Below are 17,481 nucleotides of genomic sequence, written 5' to 3'. Positions count from 1 at the left end.
GGCGTCCAAGGCCGACGGGCTCACGCGCCCGGGTCCGCCGGGGGCTTCGGGCCGGTGGCGGGCGGCTGCGGGTCCGTGGACGGAGGGTTCGCGCCGGTGGGCGGCGGGTTCGAGTCGGAGGACGGCGGGTTCGTGCCGGTGGGCTCCTGATTCGGGCAGGGGGCCGGGGAGGCCGGGGCCGGGGCGGTGGACGGTGAGTCCGGGGCGTCCGGATCCGGCCGTGCGCCCCCGCCCCCGAGGGCGAGCGCCGGGGTGCGGCGCGGTACGCGGCGGCCGGACAGGCGCCACAGCAGGAACAGGATCAGGAGCACCGCCGCCCACGGCGCGATCGCGGCGAGCACGATCACGATCCACTTCGCCACGTTCACCAGCGCGTTCCAGCCGCCCGACAGCGCGTCGAGGAAACCGGGGTCGTCCTCGTCCTTCGGTGCGGGCTTCGCGCCGCTCTCGGTCAGATGCAGCGTGATCGTCGCGAGGCTCGTCCGGTCCTTGAGCGAGGCCTGCTGCGCGAGCAGCGACTCCAGGTCCGCCTGCCGGGTGCTCAACTCGCTTTCCAGGGTGACCACATCGCTGAGCTTGGTCGCCTTGTCCATCAGCGCGCGGATGCGCTCGACGCTCGCCCGCTGCGTCTTGATCCGGCTGTCGACGTCCACCACCTGCTCGGTGACGTCCTCGGCCTTGTCGCTGCGCTCCAGGACCTTGCCCGTGCCCTCCAGGGCCTGGAGCACCGCGCCGTACTGCTCCTGCGGAACGCGCAGCACGATCCGCGAGCGCTCGTTGCCCTTGCCGTCGCGGTCCGTCGTCTCGCTGCCGACGATGCCGCCGGCGTCCGCGGCGGCCGTGCGCACCTTGTCGAGCGCCGACGGCACGCTCTCGACCCGGACCCGCAGGTTCGCCGTACGGATGATGTGCTGGGCGAGCTTGGGGTTCCCGTCCGGTTCCTTCTGCTTGGCCCCGCTCCCGTCGGCGAGACCGCTGTCGGCCGCCGACTCGTTGCCGGCCCGGCCGCCTTCCTCCTGGGGCGCGGCGGCGGCGCCCTTCGCGCCGTCACCGCCCGAGTCGGCGTCCCCGACGCCGTTGCACCCCGCTCCCGCCAGCATCACGCTCAGCAGCAGCGCGGCCAGCGCCGTGCCCCGCCTTCTGTTGTTCCTCGGTGCCGTACGCATCTCGACGCAACCCCCCGGACTCCGTTGGCTGTTGGTCCCGCGACCGGTGCCGTCACTGCCTCTTCGACGCCCAGGGTCGGGGAAACGTTTGGTGCCGCGCGATTCCGAAGCGGTCACGGTACGGACGCGGAAGGGGCGGTTCAGGGCGGCGGAGGGGATCTGAGAGGGTGGGGGCATGCGCGAAACGGACACACGTACGGAACCTGGACACGCCGTGGTGATCGGCGGCGGCATCGCCGGGCTCACCGCCGCCCACCGGCTGCTCGAGAGCGGTTTCCGCGTGACGGTCCTGGAGGCCTCGGACCGCGTCGGCGGCAAGCTGCACGCCGGTGAGATCGAGGGCGTACGGGTGGACCTGGGCGCCGAGTCGATGCTCGCCCGCCGCCCGGAGGCGGTGGCGCTCGCGCGCGAGGCCGGCCTCGGCGAACGTCTCCAGGCCCCGGCCACCACGAGCGCCTCGCTGTGGACCCGCGACACCCTGCGGCCCATGCCCAAGGGCCATGTGATGGGCGTCCCCGCGGACGCCGCCTCCCTGGCCGGCGTGCTGTCCGAGGAGGGCCTGGCGCGGATCGGACGCGACCGCGAGCTGCCGCCCACCGAGGTCGGCGAGGACATCGCGGTCGGCGCGTACGTGGCCGCGCGCGTGGGCCGCGAGGTCGTGGACCGCCTGGTCGAGCCGCTGCTCGGCGGGGTGTACGCGGGGGATGCGTACAAGATCTCGCTGCGGATGGCCGTACCGCAGCTGTACGAGGCCGCGCGCACGCACGGCTCGCTGCTCGACGGCGTACGGGCGCTCCAGGAGCGGGCCGCCCGGAACCCGAGCCCCGGCCCTGTGTTCATGGGGATCGAGGGCGGCGTCGGTCAACTGCCGCTCGCCGTCGCCGAGTTGGTGCGGAAGGAAGGCGGGGAGATCCATCTCCGGACCCCCGTGACCGGCCTCGCGCGCGACGAAGCCCTCCCCGGCGAAGGCGCCTGGACCGTCCGCACCGACCACCGCACCCTGCGCGCCGACGCCGTGGTCCTCGCGCTGCCCGCCCCGCACGCCGCCCGCCTGCTCGACGGCCTCGCGCCCGCCGCCGCGGCCGAGCTGCGCACCGTCGAGTACGCCTCCATGGCGCTCACCACCCTCGTCTACCGCCGCGACGAGATCGAGCTCCCCGAGGGCAGCGGCTTCCTGGTGCCGCCCGTCGACGGCCACCGCATCAAGGCCTCCACCTTCGCGAGCCAGAAGTGGGGCTGGATCGCCGAGGAGAACCCGGAGCTCGTCGCCGTGCGCACCTCCGTCGGCCGCCACGGCGAGACCGAGATCCTCCGGCGCGAAGACGAGGAACTGGTGGAGATCTCCCGCCAGGACCTCAAGGCCGCCGTCGGAGTCTCCGCCCGGCCCGTCGCCACCCGCGTGACGCGCTGGGACGACGGACTGCCCCAGTACCCGGTCGGCCACCTCGCCCGCGTCGCCCGGATCCGCGGACACCTCGCGCCGCTGCCCGGCCTCGCGGTCTGCGGAGCCGCGTACGACGGCGTCGGGATCCCGGCCGTGATCGCGAGCGCGACGGCGGCCGCCCGGCAGATCTCCCACGGCTCCGCTCAGCTCAGCGTGAACCCGGGCGAAAGCAACTTCGGCGGCGCGGGACAATGACCTCATGAGTGACGCCCCTGAGAAGATCCCGAACGCCGGCAAGAAGGCCAAGGACCTCAACGAGGTCATCCGCTACACGCTGTGGTCCGTCTTCAAGCTGCGCGATGTTCTGCCCGAGGACCGGGCCGGTTACGCGGACGAGGTGCAGGAGCTGTTCGACCAGCTCGCCGCCAAGGACGTGACCGTGCGCGGCACGTACGACGTCTCGGGCCTGCGCGCCGACGCCGACGTCATGATCTGGTGGCACGCGGAGACGGCCGACCAGCTCCAGGAGGCGTACAACCTCTTCCGCCGCACCAAGCTCGGCCGCGCGCTCGAGCCGGTCTGGTCGAACATGGCGCTGCACCGCCCCGCCGAGTTCAACAAGTCGCACATCCCGGCGTTCCTCGCCGACGAGACCCCGCGCAACTATGTCTCGGTCTACCCCTTCGTGCGCAGCTACGACTGGTACCTGCTGCCCGACGAGGACCGCCGCCGCATGCTCGCCGACCACGGCAAGATGGCCCGCGGCTACCCGGACGTGCGCGCCAACACGGTCGCGTCGTTCTCGCTCGGCGACTACGAGTGGATCCTCGCCTTCGAGGCCGACGAGCTGTACCGCATCGTCGACCTGATGCGCCACCTGCGCGCCTCCGAGGCGCGGATGCACGTCCGCGAGGAGGTCCCGTTCTACACGGGCCGCCGCAAGAGTGTGGTTGATCTGGTGGCGGGGCTGGCCTGACCGCCGGCGGCAGTGGGGCCTTCGGCCCCGAGTCGCTCCGCCGCTCCGCGGCGGTGGGAAGGTGTGGGGGCTGACGCCCCCACACCCCCAGGTCTAGCGGGCCGCCGGCTTCGGCTCCGGGTGCGGGGCGCAGGCCGCCCGTCGCACCGGCAGCTGTCCGTGGATGAGGTACGCGTCCATGTGCCCGTTGATGCACGGGTTCGGACCGCCGCTGATGCCGTGCGTGCCGGCCGCGCGCTCCGTGACCAGCACCGAGCCCGGCAGCCGCCGGTGCAGCTCGAGCGCACCCTCGTACGGCGTGGCCGCGTCGCGCTCCGCCGCCATGATCAGCGTGGGCGGCAGCGCACCCTCGGCCACCCGCACGTCCACCGGCTGCTGCCGGGGCGCGGGCCAGTAGGCGCACGGCAGGTTCATCCAGGCGTTGTCCCAAGTCTCGAACGGGGCGATCCGCGCAAGGCGGCTGTTGTCGCGGTCCCAGACGCGCCAGTCCGTGGGCCAGGGCGCGTCGTTGCACTCCACGGCCGTGTAGACGGCGTTGCCGTTCTCGTCCTCGGCCGCCGCCTCCGGGCGGTTCGACGCCTGGTCGACCAGCGGCTTCTCGTTGCCGCGCAGGTACTCGGCGAGCGCGTGCGCGCGCTGCGGCCAGTAGTCGTCGTAGTAACCGGCCTTCAGATACGCGGCCTGCAGCTGCGCCGTGCCGACCTTCCCGCCGGCCGGCTTCGCGGCGATCCGGGCGCGCGCCTCGTCGTAACTGCGCTGCACCTCGGCCGGGGTGCGGCCCAGCTTGTACGTCGTGTCGTGCTTGGCCACCCAGGCGCGGAAGTCGGCCCAGCGGCGCTCGAAGGCGAGCGACTGGTCGAGGTTGTTGCGGTACCAGATCTGGTGCGGGGCCGGGTTGACCGCCGAGTCGAAGACCATGCGCCGTACGTGCGAGGGGAACATCGTCGCGTACACGGCACCGAAGTACGTGCCGTACGAGGCGCCCACGAAGTTCAGCTTCTTCTCGCCGAGGGCGGCCCGCAGGACGTCCAGGTCGCGGGCGTTGTTGAGGGTGTTGAAGTGCTTCAGGTCCTTGCCCGCGTGCTTGAGGCAGCCCTGCGCGTAGGCCTTCGCGCGGGCGATCCGCTCCTTCTTGAAGGTGGCGTCCGGGTGGGCGGGCGAGACCGTGGGGGCCTTCGCGAAGTCCTTCGGGTTCTGGCAGGACAGCGGCGCCGAGCGGCCCACGCCGCGCGGTGCGTAGCCGACCATGTCGTACGCGCGCGCGATGTTCTTCCACTCCGGGAAGGTGCTGAGCAGCGGGAAGTACATGCCGGACGCGCCCGGACCGCCCGGGTTGAAGACCAGGGCGCCCTGCCGCTCGGCCTTCTTGCCGGCGGCGCGCACGCGGCTGACCGTGAGCTTGATCGTGCGTCCCTCGGGGCGCGCGTAGTCGACCGGCACGGAGACGGTGCCGCACTGCACGGCCGGCGGCAGCCCTTCGGACGCGGGGCACTTGCCGAACGTGATCCCGGCGGCCGCGGCGCGTTCGGCGGCGAGGACGACGCCCCGGCTCTCCGGCGCTCCGGCCGGAGGATGGTCCGCGGGCGCGCCGCCCGCCGGGGAGACGGACAGGGCGGTCAGGGCCAGTGATCCGGTGAGGCCGTACAGGAGGGGCGCTCTCATCGCGCTGCGGGATCCCTTCGAGCGGTGCGTGCGGGCGGCCGGCTCGGGGACGGCCGCCCACGGAACAAAAGGGATACTTCGGCGGTGAGTTGGTGATGTCCAGCACCGGCGGTTGGGTGTCGGTGCAACAACCCCGATGCGCGCGTGCGGTTGACGGACCGCGGCTCAGGCGGTCAGGCCGCTGCGGTACGGGGCGTGGTGGGCCGCCGCGAGCAGCGCGTGGATCTGCGGCCGCACCTCGTCGGGGTGGTCGACCGGCGTGCGGAACGGCAGCCGTTCGTCCACGTGCGTGTGCGCGTACTCCAGGCGGAGCGTGAGGCCGTAGCGGTCGAGGGCGAGCGGGACGACCCGCTGCACACCGGGCCGCGGGTGCGGTGTCACGAGGCGGACGAGCAGCGGCACGAGCTCGCCGTGCCGGTCGACGAGATGCGTGAGCATGCCCGCCTCGCAGGTCGCGAGGGGATCGGTGGTGACGGCGTGCAGCTGCTCCAGGGTCACGAAGCTGCGCCCCTGCGGGGTCTCCAGGAGCGCCTGGCCGTACTCCATGCAGAAGCTCTCCGTGGAGTGCGCCGCATAGGGCGCCTCCAGGATGCCCGTCACGGTGAGGCGGGCGCGCAGCCGGTCGCGGACGGCCGTGGGGGCGATGTCGGTGAACTCCAGGCGGACCGGGGTGCGTTCGGCCTCGGGGTGCAGGGCCGCCTCGGCCGGGTCGTGCAGGTGGACGCGGCCCATCGCGTCGGTGCCGTCGAGCCGGTGCACCTCCTCCGCGCGGCCGTCCGTGACCACGGTCATGGACTGGGCGGTGGTCAGGAGGGTGCGGACGCGCTCGGCCGCGGTGGGGGCGAGGGCGCGGGTTCGTTCGACGGGCTGCGGCGAACGGGGGCGGAAGAGGGGCATGGATGTTCTCCCAGGGGCAGGTGGAGACGCCCGAGTCGGAGTCCCTTGCGACTTAGGCATGCCTAACCTAACTCGATGGGGCGGGGAAAAGGAAACCCCTGGAGCGGGAAAAAGGGACCCCCTGGAGCAGGAAAGGGGAGACCCCTGCGCCCCTCCGGTTCCGTCAGCGGCCCTTGTCGAAGGCGGCGCGCAGGGCGGGGTCGGTCACCGCGCGCGGGCCCCGTACCGCCACAGCCGTGAGGAAGCCGCGCTCGTCGTCGGGGCGGTCGGTCTCCAGCGTCCCGAGGAGCTGCTGGCCCTCGGAGGAGGCCCAGCGTGTGTACGGGTGCACCTCGAAGCGCGCTATCGCGAGGCAGCCGAGCGTCAGGATCAGGGGGAGCAGGAACCAGGCGACCAGCGGACCCATGCTGCCCTCGTGCTCCGGCCACATGAGCAGCGACACCGCGCCGAGCGCGATCACCGCGACCGCCGCCGCCTGCACCTGGCGCACCGCGGCCTCGACGCTGCCGCGGGCCCCGTCCGGCACCGCGAGCCCGGCGGCCGTCAGGCGCTCGGCCAGCCGGCCGACCGCCTCGCCGCCGGCCGTGCGGTGACGCACCGGCGCTATCGGGGACTGTCCGGCGGGCCCGATCGCGCCGAGCACCGAGCGCTCCAGGTCGTCCCTGCCGTCCGGGTCGACCACGGTGGCCCAGCCCGTGTGGGCGAGCAGCAGCCGGCGCTGCCGGGCCATCGCGATCATGGCGAGGGCGGCCACGCGGTCGGGGCCACCGGAGAGGAACGCGGCCTCGTAGATGCTCAGTTCGGCCGTGGGCCGCGTGGCGGCGGGGTGGCCGGCGCCGCGGGCCGCGACGAGGCAGAGCCTCACGCAGGCGATGCCTGCCAAGGCCCAGGCCAGCAGGAGGAAGGGGACCCAGAACATGGCGGAGTTTCTATGGGACCGGGCGCCTGAGCGCCATGGGTCGTTCACTATGCGGACGCCCAGTGACGGAAATGTGACCAAGCGCTGTTCCGTTGTGCCCCAGTATCCGCCGATTGCGTAGGAGATGTGAAGAGCGGGTCGCCGCACCTGAAGCAGCGGCGACCCGAGCGTGCGTCAGGAGGAACTGCCGCAGCTGGAACCCCCGCCGCCGCCACCCCCGCAGGAGGAGCCGCCGCTGCTCGAACCGCAGCTGGAGCTTGATCCGCCGCAGGAGCTGCCCGAAGAACAGCCGCCCCCGCCTCCGCCGCCCGAGGACCACCCGGAGTCGCCGGAGGACCCGCAGGACGAGCCGCCGCAGGACGAGTGGTCGGAGCCGCCGCCGCACCAGCTCACCGTGGTCGCGAAGAGCACACCGGGGTCCACGGAGGAGGAGCTCTGCTGGTAACGGGCGCCGGGGCCCGAGGCGTTGGTCAGCTGCAGATACAGGTCGCGGTCGGGGATCCGGGCGCGCCCGTGCAGCGCGACCTGGACGGCCAGATCCGGACTCGACGCGTGCTCCCGGCCGTACCGGACCAGGGCGATCCGGCCCTCGGAGGTGATCCGGCGGGCCGTGCTCAGGGCCAGGGGCAGGGCGACGAGCCCGTAGAGCGCGAGCGCCACCGCCGCGACCGGGGTGATCAGGGCCCAGACGCAGAGCGCGAGACCGGTCACCGACAGCGGCAGCCCGCGCCGTGACAGCGGCTTCGGGTCCTCGGGGCGGCGCGCGAGGCCGCGGGCGGCCAGCCCGTCGCCGACCGCCTGTACCGCCGCGCCGCGCATCACGGCGATCCGCAGCCAGTGCAGGGAACTGGTCGGCAGGGTGCGGAACGCCTCGATCACCCCGGCCTCGACCGGGTGGCGCGGGGTGAACTCGCGCAGCGCCACGATGCCCGGATCGCGGATCTCGATCTTCCGCTCGGCGGCGAGGACGGCGAGCACGGTGTCCGCGACCCGGCCCGGCCCGGCGGTCAGGAACGCCGCCTCGAAGACGTCGTACACCTCGCCCTGCGGCGGACGGGGCTCGTGCCGCGCGGCGAACCGGCGGAAGAGATGGATCAGGCTCGGCAGGCCGACGACCGCGATCATGATGTACGCGAAGATCTCCATGGTGTTCAGCCCCTTCCGAGAGCGAGTCGTACGCGCCGTGCGAGCCGCGCCACCGGCCGCTGCGCCATCGGCTTGGGACCCACGCGGTCCAGCCACCAGTCGGTCAACTCCCGCCGCACGTCCGGGTCCTCGGGCTTCCCGTCGGCGAGCAGGTGCTCGGTGAAGTCGAGCGCGTCGTGGCGGTATCCGTTCGTCATGGGCCTCCGCTGCGCGTACGCGAAGAAGGCGGGACGGTACGCGTCGCCGAGGATGACCGGCAGTTCGGGCGCGACTTTCGCCACCACGTCCGCGCGCTTGGCGGTCAGCGCGCGGCTCTGCACCGCGAGCCGCCTGCGGTCGAAGCCCTCGGGTGCCGGGGTCCCCGCGACCAGCGCCGAGAGCAGCGCGGTCTGTGCGAGGGCGAGCCGGTCCCGGGCCGCCTCCGTGGAGGCGCCGGTCGGCGCCGCGGGACGCGAGAGTTCCGTGGGGCGGGGCTGCGAGGGGCGGTTGGCCCGGACCGTCTCGCGGATGGCGTCGAGCTCGCGCTCCAGCTCGGCCGGCTCGGGGAAGTGCTCGTCGCGCTCCAGGAGCACACCGGGCGGCGCCACGCGCGAGGCCAGGTCGGCCAGGATGTCGAGCACCGGCTGCGGCACGGGGTGCGCGTGGCTGTCGTGCCAGACGCCGTCCCGCTCGAAACCGCCCGCGACATGGACGTACGCGATGGCCTCGACGGGCAGCTCGGCGAGCGCCTTCGCCGGGTCCTCGCCCCGGTTGACGTGGTTGGTGTGCAGGTTGGCCACGTCGATGAGCAGCCGTACGCCCGTGCGCTGCACGAGCTCGGTCAGGAACTGCCCCTCGGTCAGCTCCTCGCCGGGCCAGGCCACGAGCGCGGCGATGTTCTCGAGAGCGAGCGGCACGGGCAGGGCGTCCTGCGCGATCCGCACGTTCTCGCAGAGCACGTCGAGCGCGTCCCAGGTGCGCGGCACCGGCAGCAGGTGCCCGGCCTCCAGCGGGGTGGACGCGGTGCGCTTCCCGCCCGCTCGTACGAACGCGATGTGCTCGGTGACCAGCGGCGCACCGAGCGCCTCGGCCCGCTCCGCGAGCGCCGTGAGCTTGCCCGCGTCCGGCCGCTCGGCGCCGCCGAGCCCGAGCGAGACCCCGTGCGGGACCACGGTCACGCCGCGCTCGCGCAGCCGTACGACCGGCTCCGGCAGGTGGCCGGGGCAGATGTTCTCCGCCACCACCTCCACCCAGTCGATCCCGGGCATCCGCTCCACCGCTTCGGCGATCTCCGGTCGCCAGCCGATCCCCGTCCCCAGTACGGGAAGGGTCGTCCCCTGTGCGGTCACGTGTGTCTTCATCTGTCGCCCCCCTTGCTCCTGCGGGCTGTGCCAGTCCGATCCAAGAGCACGACGTTGTGCGTGCAGGTGTCATGGCCCCGGCACGAGACGGTGAACCCACCCAGGGGGACGTTCAGAGCTTGATTTGAGGTTTCGGGGTGTGGGCCGTACGGGTCCGGCGTGCGGACGGAACCGGGCCGTGGCCGGTCAGTCCTCGGGCTCGGGACGTGAGGTGTTGATGTCGCCCGGACCCGGTGCGGACGGCCGTGACGTGAAGGACTTGTCGTCGGCGGTGGCCGAGACCGGGGGAGCGGACGGCGCCACGTCGTTCGGCGGCGGGGGACCGGTGGGGCTCGCGGTCAGCTTGCCGGCCGCCTCGTCGGCGATCCCGTCGAAGTCCACGCGTCCGGTGCGCTCCAGCATCGTGATGTGGTCGAGGACGGTCTGGTTCGCGTCGGTCGCGAGCTGCCGTACGAGGGTGTTGCGGGTGGTGTGCCGCACCTCGGCGATCAGCGCGAACACCTTGCCGTGCGCGTTGCGCAGCAGGTTCGCGAACTTCTGCTCGTACTCGATGCCGCGCGCGGCGGTCAGTTCGTCCAGCCAGCCCTGCTGCTGTTCGGTGGGCTGGTTGGGCAGTTCGATGTTGAGCCGTGCCGCCACCGAGCGGGCCCGCCGGTCCAGGTCGGTGTGCCCGACCACGAGGTGGTCGCCGCACTCCTTGATCGCCTCGGTGGGCGCGCGCTCGATGGCCTGCTGTCCGGCCGGCAGCTCCCACAAGCCTGCCAGCCGGACCTTCACTATGAAGTCGCGGTCGGTCGCGGTGAGCGGGCCCCACTGTGTGGAGACCGTGCCGGCGTCCACGTTCGCCTGCCCGGTGCCCGAGCGGTCCGCGTACGACCAGACGGGGAAGGCGAGCGCGGTCAGCGTCGCCACGAGTGCCGCGATGATGAGAGCCGTACCGTTGACGCGTCGCAGCAAGAGTGCCTCCCGGGTAGTGCGCGTTCCCGCACGAACCAACCGCCAACTGACCGGCCGTTCAACCTACTTGGCGGTATTGAGAGATACGCAATCCCGGGATGTTGTGTTCAGAGTGAGCGTGGCGGTTCCTGGTCGTCGGGTGACCAGTGGGGGTCGCGGCCGAGCAGTTGCAGGGTCGCGGTGAGCGGATCGGAGCCGGTGCCGGTGTCCGGTGCCGGCGGTACGGGCGGGGCGAAGTGCGGGGCCCGTCCCTCGGCCGGGACGCGGCGGGCGGTGCGCAGCACCGCGTCCCACACGGAGCCGGGGAGCCGGGGCCGGGCGCCCAGCGCGACGGCCAGGTCCCAGGCGTGCACGGCCAGGTCGAGCAGATGGAAGGCGACGGCCACCCGCGCGGGGAACGCTCCGCCGAGCGTCGGCAGCACGAACTCCCGCTCCCCGCCGCCGTGTTCGGCGAACGGCACGATGAGCGCGCCGACCGAGGCCCCGTACGCCGCGACGGGATCCGCGCCGAACTCCGCCGGCACGCGCCAGTGCGCGGGCAGCCCGCCCTCGCCGCGCGCGGCGGCCGCGAAGCCGTGGTTGAGGGAGGTCATATGGGCGAGCAGATCGCGGACCGTCCAGTCGGTGCAGGGGGTGGGCCGGTCCCAGTCCTTGTCGTCGAGGCCGCGGACGATCCGCAGCGTCTCGGTCGCGGCGACGCGGTCGAGCTCCACGCGGTCGATCACGCTTCCTGCGCGGGGATGACTCATGCTTCCTCCAGGTGAACGGGCCCGTGGGGCCAGGGAGTTGGACCGGTGATCAGGGAGTGGGCCCGGGACCACACCTCGTCGGGGTCGAAGTCCTCGGCCGTCCAGGCGGTGGCCCGCAGGGCGCCGCGGCCGCGGTGGGCGCGGACGATCGCGAGATGGTCGGGCCGGGTCACGAACTCCTTCAGGGCGACCTCGTCGGTCCACACGGAGACCGAGCCCGAGCGCCGGCCCGCGAGATCGGCCCAGAGCCACAGGCCGAGGGCGCCCGGTGTGCGGTGCCATGTGCGGCGCAGCCGCAGCCCGGCCAGCGCGACGGCGCCCGCCTGGACGTGCCCGCGGGCGGTGAAGTCGGTGACGCTCACATGGACCGGGCAGAGCGCGAAGGGGGTCGGGCCCGGGGTCCAGCGGGTGCGCAGGATCCGCGGCGGGCGGGGCCGGGTCGTCGTCATGCCGTCCAGCATAAAACTAAACGACCGGTCGTGCTATTAGTTTTCGGCCACGCATGAACGGGCGCCGGTTCGGCCACGCATGGCCCGGCTCCGGCCGGAGGGGAGGGAGGAGATCCGCCTCAGTCGAGGCCGCGTACGAAGGAAGGATCGGCCGCGGCCGCCCGCAGCCGCGCCACGACCCCCTTGCGGGCCAGCTCGTATGCGCGGGTGTCCCGGTGCAGTACGGAGTGCGCGTTGGCAGCCTCCATCAGCGCCGCCAGCTCGAAGGCGACCTGGGCCGCGTCCGTGTCCGGGGTCAACTCCCCGGCCTCGCGCGCCTGTTGCACGTACTCCTCGATCTGACCGAGCCAGGCGTCCTGCGTCCGCACGAGCGCGTCGTGCACCGCGCCCACGCGCGCGTCGAACTCCGCGAACACCCCGGAGAAGAAGCAGCCCCCGGGAAAGACCCGCCCCTGCGAGTACGCGAGCCACGAGGCGCACAGCCGCCACACCTTGTCCGCGCCCGCGGGCAAGTCCTGTACGGGGACGATGACTTCGTCGGTGAAGATCCGCGCCGCCGCGCGGATGGTGGACAGCTGGAGCTCCTCCTTGGAGCCGAACAGGGCGAACACCCCGCTCTTGCTCAGCCCGAGCTCCGTGGCGATCCGCCCCACGGAGAGTGCTTCGAGCCCTTCGACGGAGGCGATGTCCACGGTGTGCCGGAGCACGAGCCGGCGGGTGCGGTTGCCCCGCTCGACCCGGCCGTCGCGCGCGCCGGCCCCGGTCTCCTCGGTGCGCTGCGCGCTCATCGCCGCAGCGCCGGATGGTCGGCGACGACCGTGCAGCTGCCCGGTGCGATCTCGGTGAAGCCCGCGTCCCGTACGACCGGCAGACCGCTCGCCGTCAGGGCCGCCCACTGGTCGCGCGCCGCCGTGCGCACCGCCAGCGGGAAGCCCGCCTCGCGCCACTCCTCGCGCGCGGCGGCGGACAGCTCCCACCAGGCGAGCTGGGCGCCGTGGCCGGCCTGGGCCATGGCCTTGCCGGCCGACATGTCGACATCGGGGCTCATCCACAGGACCGGGCGCGTGGGGTCGGGGTCCGCGGGCGGCTCCGGATCGTCCAACTCCGTGCCGGACACCTGGAGTTTGGCCAGTTCCTTCGGCCAGCCGTCCAGCGGGACCGGCGGGAAGACGCGCACCTCCGCCGACTTGCCGGTGACGGTCAGGCCGGGCAGCGCGGAGGCCTTGCGCCACTCCGCGCCGCGCGCGCGGCGCACCACCTTGCGGATCCGGGCGTCCTGCCAGTCCCGCATCGCCTGCGCCCACTCGCCCTCGCCCAGCGAGCGGGCGTCGCTGAGCATCACGAGCACCGCGCGCGCCGCCGTCTCCAGGGCGTCGGTGCGCGCTGGGGGAGCGGTCTTCTCCAGGTGCACGACGAGCGGCAGGACGAACTGCGGTGCCTCGTCCCGCCGTACGCTCTCGTGTCGGAACGGGCTGTCGGCTGCGGTACCGGACGGTACGGGGGCGGTGTTCTCGCTGCTCACCCGTCCAGTCTGCCAGGCGTCCCCGTCCGCTCCGCCAGGCGTTCGCCCGGCCCTCGACGAAAGTCTGCCCTGCCGTATCCCTTGGTCTCTTGGCGCGCCCGGTGCCGCGCGCGAGGATGCACAGCATGAAGAGCGACCTGTTTGCCGCGCAGCACATGGCTCAGCCGGCGTCCGTACCGGGCATGAGCCTGCAGAACTCCAAGTCGATCAAGTACGTGGTCAACGGCGAGATGTTCGCCCGCCAGGGCGCCATGGTCGCCTACCGCGGAAGTCTGCAGTTCGAGCGCAAGGGGCAGGGGATCGGCGGCATGCTCAAGCGGGCCGTCACCGGCGAGGGGCTGCCGCTCATGGCGGTGCGCGGCCAGGGCGAGGCCTGGTTCGCACAGCAGGCGGCCAACTGCTTCATCGTCGACGTCGAGCCGGGGGACGCGCTCACCATCAACGGGCGCAATGTCCTGTGCTTCGATCCCACGCTCTCGTACGAGATCAAGACCGTGAAGGGGGCGGGGATCACCGGGGGCGGCCTGTTCAACAGCGTGTTCACCGGGCAGGGCAAGCTCGGCGTGATCTGCGAGGGCGAGCCCATCGTCATACCCGTGTCACCGCAGGCCCCGGTGTTCGTGGACACGGACGCGGTGGTCGGCTGGAACGCGCAGCTGCACACCTCCCTGCACCGCTCGCAGAGCATCGGCTCGATGGTGCGCGGCGGTTCGGGCGAGGCCGTGCAGCTGAAGCTGGAGGGCGAGGGGTACGTGATCGTCCGGCCCAGCGAGGCGCCGGCCACACAGCCGAAGGCGCACTGAGCCTGAGCCGACCGCGTCCGCAGGCCGGTGGTCAGCCGGAGCAGGCGGCCCGCTCCGCCTCCCGCCACTCGCACACGGGACACAGCGTGCTGCCCTTGGTGGACTCCGGGTACTCCGTCGGCTCACGGCACAGCACGCACTCCGCGTACGGCGGTCCGGAGGCCTTGTCGGTGTCGGGTGCCGCAGCCGGCGTACCGGATGCGCAGAAGGTGTCGTCGTCGGACATGCACCTAGCCTAGGACCGCGAGACAGCAGAGGATCGAGAGGCAGCAAAGGACCGCGAGACAGCAAGGGACCGCCCGGATCCGGGGAGCCGGATCCGGGCGGTCCTCCGTGCGGTCGGGCGGGTCAGCCCGCGAGCTGCTGTCCCACCCGTGCCGTGGGCGACGCCCCCGGGCAGTAGGTGATCTTGAACTGCGAGCCGGGCTCGACCAGTACGTCCCCGTCGCGCGAGTCGCTGATCGTCACATTGCAGAGCTCCGCGTCACCGCGCGCCCCGCCCATCGCGAGGATCCCCGAGCCGTTGTTGGACTTGGTGATGGTCACGTTCTGCACCTTCACGCCCGGCATCGCGCCGCCACCCGTCTTGAACTGGATGCCGTCGTACGTCGAGTCGTGGATGTCCGTGTCGCGGATCGTGACCCCCGGGATGTCCGGGCCCTGCGCGAAGAGCGTGATCGCGCCGAACTCCTGGTCCTCGTTCCAGAACGCGCCGCCCGTCCGGTACAGGCCGTTGTTCGCGATCAGGGTCTGGCCCGTGAACGGGATCGGGTCGTGGTCGGTGGCGAGCATGATGCCCGGGTAGTTCATGGTGTCGTAGACCAGATTGTTCTCCACCTTGTTGCCGTAACCGCCGTAGATCGCGATGCCGTTGGCGCGCCACGGGAGCTGGATTGTGTTGTTGCGGAACACGTTGTCGTGCCCGATGTCGACCGAGGTGTCCTTGACGTACTTGCTGGCCCAGACCGCGAGCGCGTCGTCGCCGGTGTTGCGGAAGGACGAGTTGTAGACGGTCGAGTTCCGCGTGCCGTTGGTGAAGTTGATGCCGTCCGCGTACGTGTTGCGGATGCGCATGCCGCTGAACTCCAGGCCGTCGCCCGGGTTCCACAGCTCCGGGATGTTGGAGTAGTCGCGGCCCACCCAGGCGCCGACGTTGGCGTGCTCGATCCAGACGTTGCTGATCTTCGTGCCCTTGCCGAGCCGTCCGTTGATGCCGACTCCGCCCTCGGCGTTGCCGTCGCCGCCGCGGATCTGGCCGGAGCCGAAGATCGCGATGTCCGAGATCTTGGTGTTGTCGTCGATGTCGAAGCCGAAGTTGCCCTCGTGCGGGTGGTTGATGCCGCCCGCCTGGTGCGGGGGCGTGAGCGTGTAGAGCTGGGAGTGCCACATGCCCGCACCCCGGATCGTCACGTCACGGATGCCCACCTGGTTGAACTGGCCGCGGTTCTGCGGGTCGTCGGTGAGGATCTTCTGCTCCTGGCGCCACTGGCCCGCCGGGATCCACACGCAGGAGATGTCGCCGTTCTGGTCGGCGGTCACCGCCTTCTGGAGCGCGGTGGTGTCGTCGATGCCGTCGTTCGGGATCGCCCCGTACTCCGTGATCGAGGTGCACTCGGCCGGCTTCTCGGCGGGCGGCGCGACCTGCTCCAGGTCGATCAGGTCGACGATGTAGTACGCGGCGTCGTCACCGGCGTCGCGCTGGAGCCGGAACTTGGTGCCCGCCGGGTAGGTCTGCGCGAGCAGCGCGTGCGACTCGTCGAAGAGGCGCCGTGCGTCCCCGCCGGGGGTGTTGGTCAGGCCCTCGGGCTGGTCGGTGTTCCCGTACAGCCAGCTGTGCTTGGAGGACAGCGTCACCTTCTGCACGAACTTCCCGTCCGCGTACAGGCTCAGCGTCTTCTGCTGGCCGCCGCCGCCCGGTGCGTCCGGGATGGAGTTGCGTACGACGATCGAGTTGGACGCGTTCGTGGCGGTGAACTCCACGTACTGGCCCGTCGAGTTGAGGCGCACCGACTTGCGCCCCGATGACTCGGTGGCGAAGTTGGTGTGCCCGAAGGTGCGCTCGGCGTCCGCCTCCAGGAGCGTGCCCTCGTACCGCGCGTCCTCCGCCTCGTACTCCACGTACGGCAGGGCGGCGCCGCGGCCGACGACGATGGAGCGCGCGAAGACGTTGTTGTCCTCGTTGGTCTCGGCGACCGTGCCCGTGGCGTCGGCGGTGGCGGTCAGGGTCGCTCCGCCGCTGGTCGCCGTCCAGGTGCCGTTGATGTCCACGGTTGCGGTCGCACCCGCGGCCACGGCGGGCGTCGTGCCGTTCAGGGTCTTGTCGCCGACGGTCAGGCGGGTCACCGAGCCGGCGCTGACCGCGCTGGTGCCGCGGTTGTGCACCTTGACGGCGAAGGAGACGTTCGCGCCCACCGCGGGGCTCGACGGGTTCGAGGTGATCCCCGTGACCTCCAGGTCCGGACCCGGCGTCTGCCCGACGGTCAGCTTGCCCTCGGCCGTCAGGCTGTTGTTCTCCTCGTCCTGCTCGGTGACGGTGTCCTTCGGGTCGACCACCGCGGAGACGGTGTAACTGCCCTGCGCCCGCTTGCCGAGCGCGACATCCACGGTGGCTGACTCGCCGGCGCCGAGCGCGGGCACCTGGGCGCTGCCGGCCACCGTGCCGCCGAGGCTCACCTCGGCCGCGGTCGCCGCGGAGGCCGCGTTGCCCGCGTTGCGCACCGTCGCCTTCGCCGTGATCGTGTCGCTTTCGCTGGGCGAGGACGGGGTCCAGGTCAGGCCCGAGACCGTGAGGTCGGGGTTGGGCGCGGGCTCGCCGAGGACCTGGAACTCGGCGACCTGGCCCGCGTAGCCGGAGGAGTTGGCGGTGATCTTCAGCTGGACGTCGGCGTAGCGCCCGGAGACCGGGATGCTCACCGTGTTCTGGTTGCCGGCCGGGTCGAACTCGTAGTCGGCCGCCGCCTTGATCGTGCTGAAGCTCTGGCCGCTCTCGGTCCGGCCGAGCACCTCGATGCGCTGGGTGCGCTTGGACCAGGCCGGGTCGGGGTTGAGCTTGAGGACCACCGAGGAGAGCTCGGCGTCCGCGCCCAGCTTCACGGTCAGGGTCGAGGGGTTGCCGGCGGCCTCCCAGTAGGTGCTGGTGGAGCCGTCGTTGGCGTTGGGGGCGAAGTAGTGCTGCGTCGAGGACGAGGCCTCGATGGGCTTGCCCTGGGCGAGGTTCTCGGCGGCTGCCGCCTTTGCCGCCGCCTTCGCGGAAGCGGCGCCGGCGGTCCGCGGCGCGGAGGCTGCCGCCGCCGTGGCGGGGACGAGTGCCGTGGCAAGCAGCCCGGCACCGAGGCAGGCGGCCAGCAGCCGCCTGGAGGTTCGACTTGCTCTCGTTGCGTTCGACCTGGTCGAAGGCGTGTGCATGACACGTCTGGACATCTGCGGGTGCGCCTTCCTGATGGGGGATGGGGGGAGCGGCGGGCCCGGGCGCCTACGGCCGCACACTCAAGCATCGCGACCAGGTGAGCAC

General features: G+C 72.4%; 16 protein-coding genes. 3 read left to right on the top strand and 13 right to left on the bottom strand.

The window, feature by feature from the left end; translation table 11 throughout:
* Positions 1–20 precede the first annotated feature (20 nt).
* Positions 21–1,166 (bottom strand): DUF4349 domain-containing protein, encoded by a 1,146-nt coding sequence (locus tag BLT97_RS17120; protein WP_093611056.1) that lies wholly within the window; start codon positions 1,164–1,166, stop codon positions 21–23.
* Between the two features lie 175 nt (positions 1,167–1,341).
* On the opposite strand from BLT97_RS17120, the gene hemG reads away from it, so the two are divergent.
* Positions 1,342–2,805 (top strand): protoporphyrinogen oxidase, encoded by a 1,464-nt coding sequence (gene hemG, locus BLT97_RS17115; RefSeq protein ID WP_093611054.1) that lies wholly within the window; start codon positions 1,342–1,344, stop codon positions 2,803–2,805.
* 4 nt (positions 2,806–2,809) lie between these two features.
* Positions 2,810–3,526, top strand: a complete 717-nt coding sequence (gene hemQ, locus BLT97_RS17110) for a hydrogen peroxide-dependent heme synthase (protein ID WP_093611052.1) — start codon at positions 2,810–2,812, stop codon at positions 3,524–3,526.
* Between the two features lie 93 nt (positions 3,527–3,619).
* Here hemQ and BLT97_RS17105 read toward each other — a convergent pair whose 3' ends face one another.
* From BLT97_RS17105 to BLT97_RS17060, 10 genes are all read right to left on the bottom strand, one after another.
* The gene (locus tag BLT97_RS17105; RefSeq protein ID WP_107407022.1) at positions 3,620–5,188 is read right to left on the bottom strand and encodes an alpha/beta hydrolase; all 1,569 of its coding nucleotides are present in this window, start codon (positions 5,186–5,188) and stop codon (positions 3,620–3,622) included.
* 165 nt (positions 5,189–5,353) lie between these two features.
* Positions 5,354–6,085, bottom strand: coding sequence for a DUF2470 domain-containing protein (locus BLT97_RS17100; RefSeq protein ID WP_093611050.1), 732 nt, complete (start codon positions 6,083–6,085; stop codon positions 5,354–5,356).
* A 163-nt stretch (positions 6,086–6,248) separates the two neighbouring features.
* Positions 6,249–7,004: a TIGR04222 domain-containing membrane protein gene (locus BLT97_RS17095; RefSeq protein ID WP_093611048.1), complete on the bottom strand. Its 756-nt coding sequence runs from the start codon at positions 7,002–7,004 to the stop codon at positions 6,249–6,251.
* Positions 7,005–7,178: 174 nt separating this feature from the next.
* The gene (locus tag BLT97_RS17090; protein ID WP_093611046.1) at positions 7,179–8,150 is read right to left on the bottom strand and encodes a TIGR04222 domain-containing membrane protein; all 972 of its coding nucleotides are present in this window, start codon (positions 8,148–8,150) and stop codon (positions 7,179–7,181) included.
* Between the two features lie 5 nt (positions 8,151–8,155).
* Positions 8,156–9,490, bottom strand: coding sequence for an MbnB/TglH/ChrH family RiPP precursor modification enzyme (locus BLT97_RS17085; RefSeq protein ID WP_093611044.1), 1,335 nt, complete (start codon positions 9,488–9,490; stop codon positions 8,156–8,158).
* 186 nt (positions 9,491–9,676) lie between these two features.
* On the bottom strand, positions 9,677–10,444 hold the full coding sequence (locus BLT97_RS17080; protein ID WP_176953815.1) for a DUF4142 domain-containing protein: 768 nt from the start codon (positions 10,442–10,444) through the stop codon (positions 9,677–9,679).
* A 110-nt stretch (positions 10,445–10,554) separates the two neighbouring features.
* Complete coding sequence (locus tag BLT97_RS17075; protein WP_245769381.1) at positions 10,555–11,196, bottom strand: TIGR03086 family metal-binding protein; 642 nt, start codon at positions 11,194–11,196, stop codon at positions 10,555–10,557.
* Entirely contained in the window at positions 11,193–11,645 is a 453-nt protein-coding gene (locus BLT97_RS17070) for a hypothetical protein (protein ID WP_143041345.1), read from the bottom strand. The genes BLT97_RS17075 and BLT97_RS17070 overlap by 4 nt, the downstream gene beginning before the upstream one ends.
* A 119-nt stretch (positions 11,646–11,764) precedes the next feature.
* A complete protein-coding gene (locus BLT97_RS17065) occupies positions 11,765–12,433 on the bottom strand; it encodes a TetR/AcrR family transcriptional regulator (RefSeq protein WP_093611038.1) in 669 nt (222 codons plus the stop codon).
* Positions 12,430–13,167: a peptidyl-tRNA hydrolase gene (locus tag BLT97_RS17060; RefSeq protein ID WP_093611036.1), complete on the bottom strand. Its 738-nt coding sequence runs from the start codon at positions 13,165–13,167 to the stop codon at positions 12,430–12,432. Before BLT97_RS17060 ends, BLT97_RS17065 begins: the two co-directional genes overlap by 4 nt.
* 125 nt (positions 13,168–13,292) lie before the next feature.
* Here BLT97_RS17060 and BLT97_RS17055 point away from each other — a divergent pair, with 125 nt between their 5' ends.
* Positions 13,293–13,970 carry an AIM24 family protein gene (locus tag BLT97_RS17055; protein WP_093611034.1) on the top strand — a complete coding sequence of 226 codons (678 nt, stop codon included), beginning with the start codon at positions 13,293–13,295 and terminating at the stop codon, positions 13,968–13,970.
* Between the two features lie 31 nt (positions 13,971–14,001).
* On the opposite strand, the gene BLT97_RS17050 is transcribed toward BLT97_RS17055, so the two are convergent.
* Positions 14,002–14,196 (bottom strand): hypothetical protein, encoded by a 195-nt coding sequence (locus BLT97_RS17050; protein WP_093611032.1) that lies wholly within the window; start codon positions 14,194–14,196, stop codon positions 14,002–14,004.
* Between the two features lie 122 nt (positions 14,197–14,318).
* Positions 14,319–17,390, bottom strand: a complete 3,072-nt coding sequence (locus tag BLT97_RS17045) for a CARDB domain-containing protein (RefSeq protein ID WP_245769380.1) — start codon at positions 17,388–17,390, stop codon at positions 14,319–14,321.
* Positions 17,391–17,481: the final 91 nt, after the last annotated feature.

This window comes from Streptomyces indicus (genome assembly GCF_900100315.1).
Lineage (GTDB): Bacteria > Actinomycetota > Actinomycetes > Streptomycetales > Streptomycetaceae > Streptomyces > Streptomyces indicus.
This window is presented reverse-complemented; position numbering and strand designations above follow the sequence as displayed.

What these genes read in the sequence shown, in the direction of transcription:
- BLT97_RS17055 (WP_093611034.1), top strand. Translation starts at nt 13,293, where the DNA reads ATGAAGAGCGACCTGTTTGCCGCGCAGCACATGGCTCAGCCGGCGTCC.
- BLT97_RS17070 (WP_143041345.1), bottom strand. Translation starts at nt 11,645, where the DNA reads ATGACGACGACCCGGCCCCGCCCGCCGCGGATCCTGCGCACCCGCTGG.
- BLT97_RS17085 (WP_093611044.1), bottom strand. Translation starts at nt 9,490, where the DNA reads ATGAAGACACACGTGACCGCACAGGGGACGACCCTTCCCGTACTGGGG.
- BLT97_RS17050 (WP_093611032.1), bottom strand. Translation starts at nt 14,196, where the DNA reads ATGTCCGACGACGACACCTTCTGCGCATCCGGTACGCCGGCTGCGGCA.
- BLT97_RS17105 (WP_107407022.1), bottom strand. Translation starts at nt 5,188, where the DNA reads ATGAGAGCGCCCCTCCTGTACGGCCTCACCGGATCACTGGCCCTGACC.
- BLT97_RS17120 (WP_093611056.1), bottom strand. Translation starts at nt 1,166, where the DNA reads ATGCGTACGGCACCGAGGAACAACAGAAGGCGGGGCACGGCGCTGGCC.
- BLT97_RS17090 (WP_093611046.1), bottom strand. Translation starts at nt 8,150, where the DNA reads ATGGAGATCTTCGCGTACATCATGATCGCGGTCGTCGGCCTGCCGAGC.
- BLT97_RS17075 (WP_245769381.1), bottom strand. Translation starts at nt 11,196, where the DNA reads ATGAGTCATCCCCGCGCAGGAAGCGTGATCGACCGCGTGGAGCTCGAC.
- BLT97_RS17065 (WP_093611038.1), bottom strand. Translation starts at nt 12,433, where the DNA reads ATGAGCGCGCAGCGCACCGAGGAGACCGGGGCCGGCGCGCGCGACGGC.
- BLT97_RS17045 (WP_245769380.1), bottom strand. Translation starts at nt 17,390, where the DNA reads ATGTCCAGACGTGTCATGCACACGCCTTCGACCAGGTCGAACGCAACG.
- BLT97_RS17100 (WP_093611050.1), bottom strand. Translation starts at nt 6,085, where the DNA reads ATGCCCCTCTTCCGCCCCCGTTCGCCGCAGCCCGTCGAACGAACCCGC.
- hemQ (WP_093611052.1), top strand. Translation starts at nt 2,810, where the DNA reads ATGAGTGACGCCCCTGAGAAGATCCCGAACGCCGGCAAGAAGGCCAAG.
- BLT97_RS17095 (WP_093611048.1), bottom strand. Translation starts at nt 7,004, where the DNA reads ATGTTCTGGGTCCCCTTCCTCCTGCTGGCCTGGGCCTTGGCAGGCATC.
- hemG (WP_093611054.1), top strand. Translation starts at nt 1,342, where the DNA reads ATGCGCGAAACGGACACACGTACGGAACCTGGACACGCCGTGGTGATC.